The sequence below is a fragment of the Enterococcus sp. AZ095b genome (genome assembly GCF_051714725.1).
In the GTDB taxonomy this organism is placed as follows: domain Bacteria; phylum Bacillota; class Bacilli; order Lactobacillales; family Enterococcaceae; genus Enterococcus_B; species Enterococcus_B pernyi.
The window spans coordinates 474684-487500 of record NZ_JBIOSL010000001.1 but is presented as its reverse complement, the minus strand read 5'-3'; the positions used below and the strand labels follow the sequence as shown (position 1 = coordinate 487500).

9 protein-coding genes and 1 rRNA gene (1 of these 10 running past the window's edge) are annotated in these 12817 nt (G+C 36.5%); 4 read left to right on the top strand and 6 right to left on the bottom strand.

The genetic code is table 11. The annotated features are described in order from the left end of the window. The 5 genes from IGJ99_RS02285 to IGJ99_RS02265 form a co-directional block, all read right to left on the bottom strand. Nucleotides 1-1430: ribosomal RNA gene (locus IGJ99_RS02285) — 16S ribosomal RNA — on the bottom strand (it extends 131 nt beyond the left edge of the window). Nucleotides 1431-2273: 843 nt separating this feature from the next. Beyond that, nucleotides 2274-2630 carry an ArsC/Spx/MgsR family protein gene (locus tag IGJ99_RS02280; RefSeq protein WP_023519089.1) on the bottom strand — a complete coding sequence of 119 codons (357 nt, stop codon included), beginning with the start codon at nucleotides 2628-2630 and terminating at the stop codon, nucleotides 2274-2276. Nucleotides 2631-2647: 17 nt separating this feature from the next. Next, nucleotides 2648-3055, bottom strand: a complete 408-nt coding sequence (spx, locus tag IGJ99_RS02275) for a transcriptional regulator Spx (RefSeq protein ID WP_010736342.1) — start codon at nucleotides 3053-3055, stop codon at nucleotides 2648-2650. Nucleotides 3056-3303: 248 nt separating this feature from the next. Continuing rightward, nucleotides 3304-5508, bottom strand: coding sequence for an ATP-dependent helicase (locus IGJ99_RS02270; RefSeq protein ID WP_041684168.1), 2205 nt, complete (start codon nucleotides 5506-5508; stop codon nucleotides 3304-3306). A gap of 303 nt (nucleotides 5509-5811) precedes the next feature. Continuing rightward, nucleotides 5812-6027 carry a hypothetical protein gene (locus tag IGJ99_RS02265; RefSeq protein ID WP_010736344.1) on the bottom strand — a complete coding sequence of 72 codons (216 nt, stop codon included), beginning with the start codon at nucleotides 6025-6027 and terminating at the stop codon, nucleotides 5812-5814. Nucleotides 6028-6603: 576 nt separating this feature from the next. On the opposite strand from IGJ99_RS02265, the gene IGJ99_RS02260 reads away from it, so the two are divergent. The 3 genes from IGJ99_RS02260 to IGJ99_RS02250 all read left to right on the top strand — a co-directional run bounded on the left by IGJ99_RS02260 (nucleotide 6604) and on the right by IGJ99_RS02250 (nucleotide 9363). Next, on the top strand, nucleotides 6604-7206 hold the full coding sequence (locus tag IGJ99_RS02260; protein WP_010736345.1) for an accessory gene regulator B family protein: 603 nt from the start codon (nucleotides 6604-6606) through the stop codon (nucleotides 7204-7206). 140 nt (nucleotides 7207-7346) lie between these two features. Then, nucleotides 7347-8630 (top strand): sensor histidine kinase, encoded by a 1284-nt coding sequence (locus IGJ99_RS02255; protein ID WP_019723361.1) that lies wholly within the window; start codon nucleotides 7347-7349, stop codon nucleotides 8628-8630. A 4-nt stretch (nucleotides 8631-8634) separates the two neighbouring features. Next, complete coding sequence (locus tag IGJ99_RS02250) at nucleotides 8635-9363, top strand: LytR/AlgR family response regulator transcription factor (RefSeq protein ID WP_010736348.1); 729 nt, start codon at nucleotides 8635-8637, stop codon at nucleotides 9361-9363. Between the two features lie 102 nt (nucleotides 9364-9465). Here IGJ99_RS02250 and IGJ99_RS02245 read toward each other — a convergent pair whose 3' ends face one another. Then, nucleotides 9466-11037: a zinc ABC transporter substrate-binding protein AdcA gene (locus tag IGJ99_RS02245; RefSeq protein ID WP_438747575.1), complete on the bottom strand. Its 1572-nt coding sequence runs from the start codon at nucleotides 11035-11037 to the stop codon at nucleotides 9466-9468. A gap of 517 nt (nucleotides 11038-11554) precedes the next feature. On the opposite strand from IGJ99_RS02245, the gene IGJ99_RS02240 reads away from it, so the two are divergent. Next, nucleotides 11555-12736, top strand: coding sequence for an AI-2E family transporter (locus IGJ99_RS02240; protein WP_010736350.1), 1182 nt, complete (start codon nucleotides 11555-11557; stop codon nucleotides 12734-12736). The last annotated feature ends 81 nt before the right edge of the window (nucleotides 12737-12817 follow it).

Here is a 12817-nt window from a genome sequence, read left to right as displayed (position 1 = left end):
GGTGTGACGGGCGGTGTGTACAAGGCCCGGGAACGTATTCACCGCGGCGTGCTGATCCGCGATTACTAGCGATTCCGGCTTCATGTAGACGAGTTGCAGCCTACAATCCGAACTGAGAGAAGCTTTAAGAGATTAGCTTAGCCTCGCGACTTCGCGACTCGTTGTACTTCCCATTGTAGCACGTGTGTAGCCCAGGTCATAAGGGGCATGATGATTTGACGTCATCCCCACCTTCCTCCGGTTTGTCACCGGCAGTCTTGCTAGAGTGCCCAACTAAATGATGGCAACTAACAATAAGGGTTGCGCTCGTTGCGGGACTTAACCCAACATCTCACGACACGAGCTGACGACAACCATGCACCACCTGTCACTTTGCCCCCGAAGGGGAAGCTCTATCTCTAGAGTGGTCAAAGGATGTCAAGACCTGGTAAGGTTCTTCGCGTTGCTTCGAATTAAACCACATGCTCCACCGCTTGTGCGGGCCCCCGTCAATTCCTTTGAGTTTCAACCTTGCGGTCGTACTCCCCAGGCGGAGTGCTTAATGCGTTAGCTGCAGCACTGAAGGGCGGAAACCCTCCAACACTTAGCACTCATCGTTTACGGCGTGGACTACCAGGGTATCTAATCCTGTTTGCTCCCCACGCTTTCGAGCCTCAGCGTCAGTTACAGACCAGAGAGCCGCCTTCGCCACTGGTGTTCCTCCATATATCTACGCATTTCACCGCTACACATGGAATTCCACTCTCCTCTTCTGCACTCAAGTCTCCCAGTTTCCAATGACCCTCCCCGGTTGAGCCGGGGGCTTTCACATCAGACTTAAGAAACCGCCTGCGCTCGCTTTACGCCCAATAAATCCGGACAACGCTTGCCACCTACGTATTACCGCGGCTGCTGGCACGTAGTTAGCCGTGGCTTTCTGGTTAGATACCGTCAAGGGGTGAACAGTTACTCTCACCCTTGTTCTTCTCTAACAACAGAGTTTTACGATCCGAAAACCTTCTTCACTCACGCGGCGTTGCTCGGTCAGACTTTCGTCCATTGCCGAAGATTCCCTACTGCTGCCTCCCGTAGGAGTTTGGGCCGTGTCTCAGTCCCAATGTGGCCGATCACCCTCTCAGGTCGGCTATGCATCGTGGCCTTGGTGAGCCGTTACCTCACCAACTAGCTAATGCACCGCGGGTCCATCCATCAGCGGCACCGTAAAGCGCCTTTCAAAACGAAACCATGCGGTTTCGATTGTTATACGGTATTAGCACCTGTTTCCAAGTGTTATCCCCTTCTGATGGGCAGGTTACCCACGTGTTACTCACCCGTTCGCCACTCCTCTTTTCCCGGTGGAGCAAGCTCCGGTGGGAAAAGAAGCGTTCGACTTGCATGTATTAGGCACGCCGCCAGCGTTCGTCCTGAGCCAGGATCAAACTCTCATAATATGCTAGTTCCTCACAGCGAAAGCTGATGTGGAACTGTAGTTCGAAATTTACTTTCGAACATCATATAGTTCATTTGTTAAGCTCAATTGTTTGCTAGCATATTGCTTGCTTGTTAAAAATGTTTGTTGTCTTGAATTGAATCAAGACGCCCTACACATTTGGTTTGTCTTACTTTGTTCAGTTTTCAAAGGTCTACGTGATAATTGAAACACAACTGCCTCAACTTATCGTTTGTGATTGCCGTAGCAACTTTTATATCTTAGCAAACTCTCGGATGATTGTCAACTATTTTTTAAAAGTTTTTTCAACTCGTTTTTCACGAGGTCGTTTTAGCAACTCACTTATAATAACTTGTTGTTTGTTATTTGTCAACAACTTTTTTTATCTCTTCTTTTGTAGAGACAACATTCCTTGATGATTTTCTCAAACAACACTAGTTATATTAACATGTGTTTTTCTATTCGTCAAGCATTATTTAAAGTTTTATTTACACTATTAAAATCAGTAATAAACAAAAAACAACAAAAAAAAATATACCATTTATTCTATTTAGTTGTCAATCACTATTTCTGATAAATCTATCTGGTATACTTTCAATTTTGATCCTCTTTATAGTAGAAATACGAAAAAGTCGAAATGTTTTATTTTGGAATATACGATTTGCCTCTTACACTTTTTGCTAGTTATCACTAGTTTCTTTACGAAAAATATGCAACGCGCCTTTGGTAATAAGCCAAAAAACCAGAGAACAGGTAAGTGAGATTTTGATTCTTTGGCTTGTTACTAAGGAAAAACCGATGATCCCAATTGCCTTTTTCAGTATGTAACACAATTGGATACAGTCTATTCATGTAAAATCAATTGCTCCATCAATCGTTGATCGTAGCCAACAAACAGCGCATCATCGATGATGATCAAAGGACGTCTTAAAAGATGACGTTGCGTTTTGCACAAAAATAGAAGTTGATCTTCCTGTTTTTTTGGAAGTCCAGCTTTAATTTTTTTGAATTCAAATGACCATGTAGTAAATAATTGTTCAATATGTGCATTTTCAAAACTACATAACTCTTTGACTTCTTTATTACTTAAAGCTCTACTTTCTAGATCAACAAATTGATAAGATAAGTTCTTTTTCTCTAACCATTGTATGGCTTTAACCGTTATGGTGCAATTCGTTGAACTATAGATTTTGATATTCACAACGTCTCCTCCTATTCTTACGAATACAAGACACTATGTTTCATATAAATCAAGTTTCTTGCGACACCTCGTATTTCTCTAGGAATAAATGCTCGTATTTCATCTTCATTGAATCCAATCAATACTCTTTTTTCATCAAGTAGAATCGGACGTCTAAGTAAAGATGGGTATTCTTTGAACAAGCGGATCATTTCTTTTAAGGATAAATCATTAAAATCGATCCCTAATTTCTCATAAACTTTTGAACGAGTAGAAATAATATCTTCGACTCCACCTTCTGTTGCGGCCAATATTTGTCGTATCTCATTTTCTGACAGAGGTTCTGCAAAGATATTCTTTTCTTCAAAATTAAGATGATTCGTTTGTAACCATGCTTTGGCCTTTCTGCAAGATGTACAGCTAGGCGAAGTGTATAGTTTTATCATTTTCTCACTCCTTTTTAATTGTAATCCCATTCTAAACGTAATATCAAAATAATGCCAGTCATACGCTATCCCCAAAATAAATAAAATTTGTTTTTGTTCATAAAATCGTTATTTAAACAATCAATTAAAGGTTATATTCTTTTTATAAACAACGGTTATTTAAAATTTACATAAATAATTATAGTTATTTATTTTTTTGAATAAAAAAGCAAAGCAAGTGTATTTTTACTCGCTTTGCTTTTCGTCATTTATTTGATTTTTTTACCTTTACAACCTGTTTCTTTAATAAAACGTGAAGGTTTTAATTTTCTTTTCCCTTTAAACTCAGGTACACATAAATAAAGACGATTCCTTGCTCTAGTCATTGCGACATAAAAAAGACGTCTCTCTTCCTCAATCGTCGTTAATGGTTCGATTTTCAACTCACTTTTCAGTCTTTTGTCTTTTGCTACCGCACCATTGTAAGGAATCATCCCTTCATTACAACCGATTAAAAAGACGTTACGATAACTTAAACCTTTGCTTTTATGAATACTCTGGATACATAAGGCATCTAGTTTCCCCTTACGATAAGCAATCAACCTTGTTTTCAGTTCTGCTGCAATTCCTTGGATCTCAAGATACAATTTTTTCAATTGCGGGATCGTTGGATATTGTCTGACAGTCTCCAGCAACCATTCTTTGTCACCTTGCTCGATTTCTTTATTCGGTCTTGGCAACCGACAATAGGCCTCAATCAGTGAAACACATGACCGCTTCGTTGGTTGATCAAATGTTTCTAGCGCGCTTACAAATGTCTTTAGTTCTTTTTCTCTAGCTTCTAAATTAGGCCGCCGTTTTAAAATATAAGCGACAATATCTTGGTCACTGTTTTTATTAGAGAAAAATTGGTCACATTCATTTGTTTTCAGATAACAATTAATCATCAACTGTCGTAACAACTGCTGGTGTGCTTGCACTTTTATCGGTGTTGCCGCATCATACCAACCGATAAACTTTTGATAAAATTGATAAAAAAGCTTAATTCCATAGATTCCCGCATATTGGGTATCTGCTTCTAGTACAAATGGAATATCTGTTTGGATCAAACGTTGCACCAATGCTTGTGTTTGTGATAATGAGCGATATAAAATAATAGATTCTTTGTATTTTCCTTTGTCTTCTATAAAAGCATATACTTGCTGAATCAACCAGTCACTTTCCTCTTGTACCGTTTTAAATGATAATGCCTGTAATACGCCTGGTTCCTTTTGTGCTGGTACCATCGCTTTAGGTATGCGATCCTCTTTATTGTACGTGATCAATCGATTAGCTCCTTGAACGATCGACGCTCGCGAACGATAATTGGTCAATAGAAAGAGTGTTTTTGTTGGATATTCTTTTTCAAACTGTTTGATATAATCAGGTTCTGATCCTCTAAAGCCATAGATACTTTGATCATCATCTCCAACGATGATCAACTTGATTGGCGAGTCTTTCGTAATCAACTGAACGATTGCCCATTGCAAAGGATTCGTGTCTTGAAACTCGTCGATAAACAAGTAATCGTATTTTTGACCTACATATCTTCTGACATTTACATGAGAGAGGGCATTTTTCAAATTTTGTAGAACATCATTGAATTCAAAAAGTCGTTGCTTTTGTTTTTCTTCATATAGTTCAGTCATTAATTGATCCATACGCTCAGAGATAGGTTGACGTGGGTCTTTTTCAATGGAATCAAATCTCTTTTTGATCAATTGGATGATCTCCTGTTGGGAGAGATTCATGTTTTGCCAATAATCCAATCGGTTAGCAATCGTTTTCTCACCATACTGATCGAAAGAATATAGTTGATATTTTTTTATTAGTTTCTGCAGTAAAAGATTTACTTTATATGGTGTGTCTTTAGAAAACTCACCTTGAATCCCTTCGGCAGAAAGATCCGGAAACTGCCGTTTGATATCACTGTACAGACGATAAAAAATACTATGAAAAGTTCCGATCGTTACATTCGTTTTTCTTTGACTAAAATTATCCACCCGTTTTTTCAATTCATTGGCAGCATTTCGAGTAAAGGTAATCATTAAGATCCTTTGCTCTTCTACTTGTTCTTCATTCATCAGATATACAGCTTTCGCACATATCGTTTGTGTTTTTCCACTTCCTGCACCTGCAATGATTCGTAAGTGTTTGCTCATATCATAAGTGATTGCTGCTTTTTGTTCATTATTGAATCGATTATAAGAACGCTTCTCAATATGTTCAAAAAATGATTCATTTGGCTGTTCTTCCTCATGTTGTTCTTCTACCAACCCTGGTGCTTCCCCATATGCAGCTTCATAACTAGCAATTATTTCTTCTTGCATTCGAAAAATTTGTTGGAGCTTTTTATATTTTCTTTCCCAATGGCTGATTTCTCTTTGCAATCGAAGAATTTCTTTCTCATTTTCTTGATTGATCATCTTCCCCATCTTTCTTTTATTTATTTTCTACTCCATTTATTTTCTTTATACTACCAGACCTTTACAAAAAATAAAATGGGGCTTCACCCTTTTACGATCGTGGTCTTAGGAAGAAACAAAAGAAACTCTACTATCAACTGATGTATTTGATGAGTTCCTAAAACTACATGAGAACCCCAAAAAAGCAAAACCCACTTTTCCTTTACCTTTCAAAGGAAAAATAGCCAGTCAAATCCAAAAATGATTTTCCATCATTCAAGATTTGACTGGCTATTTATCAAAATACTATTTTTCATTCATGAACAGTTACTATTAGTAGCTGTACTCTTTCACTGCACTTGACTTACGAACGACTAATTGCCAGTGTAAATTGTGTGCAGTTTCATTGTCTTCATCTGCGCAATTGAGAACACGAACCATCAAACTATTCTCATAGATTTTTTCAATTTCTGCTTCAATTGGAGAACAAAATAAATCTGATACAAATGCGTACGTTTTACCGACTTCAAATAGATTTTCATTTTCCATGCTATTTCCTCCATTATGTTGTGCATACGGCACAACTTCTTTTGATAAAATTTCGAATCTGTTACCTTTATTGACAAACCCACCTTCTTAAAGGCTTGCATTTTAACATAGAAACTACCTTGTTGTTGATATCAGAAGGCAACAACAAAAGGGGAAGGGGAGTTGCTGCCTTCTATTAAGAAGTTGGTAAAACAAAAATATAAGAACGTGTCACTTACATTTATCTTCGCAACCTCTACTAATTTTTAACATAAATTTTTAAACATAACACAGAAATATCATAAAAAGTTCTTTTGGCATCAAAACTGTTAAATAATCTCACTCTTCTTTGGTATAATCGTACGTTTAGTTGAAAATTTAAAGATGATTTGATAGTTTTACAGGAAATTTTTTAATTATTTAGAGATAAACATGTCTTTTATTTTTTACATAAGAAAAAGCTTTTCATTCTTATATAACAAATATGTTACAAAATTCACTTAGTTAACGATTTTGATGTCAAAACGTCCTTTTATGAATCGAAAAACTTTTTTTATGTCTTTTCGCTTATTATAGTATTCGGAGGTACGTATAGAGATGAAAAATAAAGTGGTAAATCGAATATTGGCAATATTATTCAACGGAAAACAAGATGAAGAAGATATGACTTACATCCAAGTGAAGTTTGCTCTGGAAGTTTTGCTGAACAATCTTGGAAAACTTGCTGTCGTTTTTGTATTTTCTTTATTGACAGGCACGTGGGCAGAAACAGGAATGACTTTCCTTTCATATATCTGTATTCGCAGATATGCTTACGGTCTCCATTCCGATTCTGAATTTGTTTGCTTACTTTGGACTTTGCTTTATTTGTGGGGGGTTCCCTTAGTAATGAAACATTATCAATTGACTTTCTCTTTCCCTATGATGGTCCTTTTGTTAATTGTTTGTTTTTTCCTTTTGCTTCGCTATGGATCAAGAGGCACAGCCCTTAACCCAATTGCACCAGAGAAACGCCCACCCCTACTAAAAAAAGCAATTTTCATGTATCTTTTATTTGCAGTACTCACATTATTTTTCTCTGCTTCTTACTTTTCTACCTATTTACTACTTGGGATTATTTTAGAAATAGCTACGTTGCTTCCAGTTACAAATTACATGATGAATATTGGAGGAATTTTTTATGAAAAAAACAATCGTTAAACAATTAACTAACCTTTCTGATTTCTTTGTATCTGGCTGCTGCTTCGGTATGAGCTCAGAATTTAAAATACCTGAAAAATTAAAAAAATAATAATATAAATATGCTATAATTTGGGAAAACGCAATGGGAGCTGTGCTTTATGTTTTTGTGGTCCATAGCCTTGCAATATCTGATTTACACAAGTTCTATCTTAATCATCAATTCCCAAATTAAAAATAAATACCTATTTTCTACGTTTAGTCTCTTGGCAGCAGCCCTGTTGGGAATACTTTACCCGATTTTAGGTATTTTTTCTGCACTTGTCGCAATTGCCATGTTGAGTCTACTTTTCTTTTTCTTTTCATCCTCGCGCCAACATATGATCTACGCATTACCTTTGGGATTATTAGCTTCCATTTTAGGCGATCATTTGACGAGCGTTGCGGATTTTTTAGTATTGGAATCTGCTGTCATTGAACCTGGAGATGCATTACAATATTTCCATATAACTGTATCAGCGATTTTATCTTTATTATTTGCGTATGGATTCAAAAAGTTTTTAGATAATTGGTCCGCTAGTGTTGACCGTCGAATGATTGGTACAATCGGTTCATTGGTTTTACTTACCTACTATATCATTATTTTTTATACACGATTTTCTGGTGAAACGCCAAAAGTACTAGCATTAAATACGAGCTTTTTTATCCTTTATCTGTGTGTCGGCCTAATTATCTTGATTTACTATTGGAAAATATCAAATAAAAAGATGGCAGATCAATTATTGGAACAACGCATCCAATTGCAGCAAGATTACATTAGAGATCTAGAAAAAAATTATCAAGAGCTTAGAGAGTTTAAACACGATTATCAAAATCTGTTGTTTTCTTTGAATAGTTATATTTCTGAAGGCGATCTTGAGGGCTTACAAAAATATTATAACCAAACGATTTTACCTACACGTGAAATGATGAATCTCTTCCCAGCAAATCTTAGCTTACTAGACAAAATGAAGGTACCTGAAATAAGAAGTCTATTCTCTTTAAAATTAATGATGGCACAAGAAAAAGGTATCTCTGTCCAATTGACCGTTCCAGATGAAATCGTCATTGGTAAAAAATATACGATCAATTTGGTAAGAATGCTTGGTATTATTCTTGATAATGCAATCGAAGGTGCAACAGTAACCAAAAAGAAAAAAATCGAAGTACTGATCATCAAGAAAAAACAGTCGTTGATGATACGTGTCATCAACACTACTACGAATACGTTTCCATTGAGTAAGTTAAAACAAAAAGGCTTCTCGACGAAAACAAATCCCAAAAATGAAGGATTAGGTTTATTTATTCTTGATGAGTTAACAAAAACGAATCCTTATCTTTTTCTTGAAACATCGATTGAGAATCAGCGATTTTCACAAACAATCCATATACAATTAAAGGAGTAATTTTATGATTCCCATTTACATTTGTGAAGACGATCCGAAACAACTGGAAGTCATCTCTACAGTAATCAAGAATCGGATCATGATTGAAAATTTGGATAGTTATGTCCATATTGCAACTTCTGATCCTATTGAACTCCTCAATGCAGCAAGGATACGTACGTCTTCTTTTGGTATTTATTTTTTGGATATCGAACTGAAAGACAGTGAATTAGATGGCATTGCCATTGGAAAACGAGTACGTGACTTGGACTCGCTTGGAAAAATCATTTATGTTACTTCACACACCGATCTTTCCATGACGATTTTGAAAAGCAACATTGAGCCGACTGATTATATCATCAAAGAAGATATTTTTGATCTTAAAGAAAATGTTGAACGTATCTTAAGTAAAATATTCGAAGATTTCCAAACTGCGCCATTACAAAAGGATATTTTTAGAATTGAATTCAATGATGAAATCAAATTTTTACCTATTCGAGATATCCAATACTTTTCTACTGCTCAAGGTACTCCTCATAAACTGGAGGTCCATTTGACACATGCCCAAATGCAGTTTTACGAGAAGATAAAAGATATCGAAAAGAAAAGTCAACACTTTATCCGCTGTCACAAATCTTATGTCATCAATACCCAAAATGTCCAAACAATCAATAAGAAAACACGAGAAGTGACTCTATCCAACGGGGAAGTGATCCCTGTTTCGATTCGTGGGCTAAAGAAGTTGATTTCTTGAAAGACAATAAAATAAATAATTTCTTTTTAATAAAGAAACGAAGAATGAATGAAAAAGTCGTAAAATCCTCTTTTCCATTCATTCTTCGTTTTTTAGTATCGTTTAATGCGCGATCATTTCTTGCGCGATTTCTTTTCCAGTCATTTCTTCCGGATAGAAAGTTGGCCAATTGTCCATTTCTTCTAGTAAAGCTTCTTGGCTTTCATTTCCTAAATAGATATGGAAATGGTCTGATTTGGTAGGCGCAATCGAGTGGTCACTGAATTGTACATACTTGAACGCACCAGAATCAGGATCTTCTGCTTCAAACAAGAAACGGACACCGCGATTACCTGCTGAATAGTTCAAGATTTCTTTACCAGCATAACGGTATTTCGATTCTTTAACTTCGCCATCCTTGAAAGTAAAGATCATCGTATCATCTTTGATCTCAATTTTTTCGACATCTGTTTTGTAGCCTATTTCATAGTATTCACGATACTCTTCAGCTGTCATATCTGGATTTGTTTTGGCTTTATATTCAAATACTTGATCAAACGTTCCATCTGCCATATACGTATCGACAGTTTGCCAGATACCATTCCAATCTGATAACGGGCGATCTTGGACCTCTGAATCTTCAAAATAACCATTATAAACTGTTTTTTCTTTTTCAGGTTTCAATGTATCTTCTAATGGATTTTCAGTATCCGTAGTTTTTTGGAGCGCTTTTAAGTTTGCTTCCATGATTGAAATGTACGTTTCACCGTTATCCATTTGCTCTTTTGTCAATCCTTCTAAAGGATTCAATACTGCTAACGATACGCCTGCTTCAGTAGCTAAAGTACGAGCGATACTGTCTTTGGCATTCTCTTCAAAATAGATATATTCAATCCCATGGTCTTCAACAAATTCTTTTAACTCGGCAATTCTTGCAGCAGAAGGTTCTTCACTTGAAGAAAGACCGGCAATTGGTACTTGATTAAGACCATATTCTAGAGCTAAATAATTGAACGCAGCGTGTTGGGTCACAAATGATTTTTGTTTTGCTTGACCTAATGTTTCTTTAAAAGTGTTGTGTAGCGTTTCTAATTCTTCTAAATAAGAGGCAGCATTTTCAGTGAATGCTTCTTCTTTTTCAGGATATGCCTCAATCAATTGGTCACGAATCGTTTCTACTTGCTTCATCGCTAGATTAGGAGCTAACCAAACATGTGGATCTAATTCATGTGAATGACCGTTGTCTCCGTGATCGTGATCATGGTCTTCATGATCGTGGTCTTCATCGTCATGATCGTGGTGATGGCAATGACCATCCCCAGGCAATAACAACATTCCTTCTGTTGCTTTGATTGGAAGTACATCGCCCTCTTTTAAAGTATGTTCAATTGCTGGAACCCAAGTTTCCATATTTTCATCATTATAAACAAAAACATCAGCATTTTGGATTTTTGCCATATCTCTTGCAGAAGGTTCGTAGTCATGTGAATCTGTTCCAGCTGGAATCAATAATTCAACATTTCCCTCCTCACCAACTACTTGCTTCGTAAATTCGTACATTGGATAAAATGTCGTCATTACATTCAAGTTTTCATCATTTTGTGCATTTGTATTTGTTGCAGTATCTCCTGTGCCACAACTTGCAAGGATCCCTGTCAACAGTAATCCTCCTACCACCTTGATCCAACGTTTCATTTTATTCGCTCCTTCTCATCTTCTTTCTCTATTTGATTACGATTAATAAATGCAAATCGTAATAGTTACGTTTTAGCAACAGGAATTAATTTAGCATAGAATCAAACCAACCGTCAAGCATTATTACTAAATTTATTTTATTATCGAAATTCGATTGATTTTTCAACTGTATCATTTTCTTTTTATACCCGTTTCAGATTATAATAACTTGGAGTAGGACAAGGTTGTGAAAGAAGCGTTTTGACCTGAGCAGTAAGATGGAAAATCAGAAAATAGCTTTCCATATTTTTTGATTTTTCATCTTACTGTTGAAGGTCAGCTTTTCGAACACCGTTTATTAGGTTGTGAGAAAGATGTTCAGCTCCAAGTAGTAAGACAGAATTTGAGAAAATAGCTTCTCATATTTTTCACCGTTTGGCTGACTATTAAAAAGGCTTCATTCGATCTCAATAGTTGCTTCGTGAGAATAGCCCAACCCAAAAACCAACTACTTATTTCAAGAGAAAGGAGAACTATCGTGGAAAAAAAACCGAAAGAATCTTCCCGACTGATTCGTTTTTTAGGAGGGAAAACTTCGTATTACGTTCTAGGATTACTTGTGATGATCGCGTTGGTCATTTACTTTTTCCAAAAGATTGCTTTTATATTCAAACCACTGGTTGTCATTTTTATCACGACTTTACCACCAGTCCTTTTTGCTTTGGTCTTATATTATTTATTAGAACCTTTGATCAAACGTCTCAGCAAGAAACTCTCACGTAATCTGTCAGTCATTTTAGTTTTTGTTATTATTTTATTGCTGATTGGCTTAGGAGGTGTCTGGCTATTTCCGTTTTTAGAACAGCAAGCAACCACATTGATTCAACAACTACCTGACCTATTCCAAGATTTCCAACAAACGTTGAAGGACTTTTTAGCACAGACACCATTTTCTGACTCGTTCAATCAATTCTTTGCATCGATTGATGATTTCACCGATAACTTTACTTCATTCATCGGTAACTATTGGCAGAGCGGTGCTGAAAGTCTAGGAAATCTATTCTCAGCGGTCACAACGACCTTTATCACTTTATTTACTGGTCCGATCATTGCCTTTTTCCTTTTAAAAGATCCGCACAATTTTTATCAATCGGTCTTAGGTATCGTTCCACCAAAATTTCGCACAGATTTTCGGACTTTGACTAAAATTGCGAACCAACAATTAGGTGCTTTCTTAAAAGGACAAATCATCGCTTCTTTCATTCTAGGCGCCGTTTACTGGGTAACTTTCTTATTGATTGGCTTAGAATTTGCAAGTATTCTGGCTATCGCTGCTGGTTTATTATGTATTATTCCTTATATCGGTCCATTCATCGCTTTCTTTCCGGGACTATTCATTGCTTTTCAAGATTCGACTTTCATGGCTGTAAAATTTGTGATCGTCTGGTTCGTTGTCCAGTTGCTTCACGGAGATCTTGTGGTCCCTCGTGTGATGGGTGATCGGTTACAGATCCACCCCATCACGATTTTGATTGTCTTATTAGTCATGGGAGATCTTCTAGGAATCATGGGCGTCATTTTTGGTATTCCGATCTATACATTGATCAAACTACTCGTTGTTTTTCTCTTTAGAAAATTCAAACAGCGTTACAATAAGTTTTATGGGGATCAAGGAGTTTATCAAAAAGCTGATTTTTCAGAGAAGGATTACTTTAAGTAACAAAAAAGGATAGGCGTGAGACATGAGTCCACTCCTATCTTAAAAAAACTATACGGTATTCATCGAGCAACATTTCAGAGA

Bases quoted from the DNA above. Each gene is read 5' to 3' on its own strand.
- spx (WP_010736342.1), bottom strand. From the start codon at position 3,055: ATGATAAAACTATACACTTCGCCTAGCTGTACATCTTGCAGAAAGGCC.
- IGJ99_RS02270 (WP_041684168.1), bottom strand. From the start codon at position 5,508: ATGGGGAAGATGATCAATCAAGAAAATGAGAAAGAAATTCTTCGATTG.
- IGJ99_RS02265 (WP_010736344.1), bottom strand. From the start codon at position 6,027: ATGGAAAATGAAAATCTATTTGAAGTCGGTAAAACGTACGCATTTGTA.
- IGJ99_RS02260 (WP_010736345.1), top strand. From the start codon at position 6,604: ATGAAAAATAAAGTGGTAAATCGAATATTGGCAATATTATTCAACGGA.
- IGJ99_RS02255 (WP_019723361.1), top strand. From the start codon at position 7,347: ATGTTTTTGTGGTCCATAGCCTTGCAATATCTGATTTACACAAGTTCT.
- IGJ99_RS02250 (WP_010736348.1), top strand. From the start codon at position 8,635: ATGATTCCCATTTACATTTGTGAAGACGATCCGAAACAACTGGAAGTC.
- IGJ99_RS02245 (WP_438747575.1), bottom strand. From the start codon at position 11,037: ATGAAACGTTGGATCAAGGTGGTAGGAGGATTACTGTTGACAGGGATC.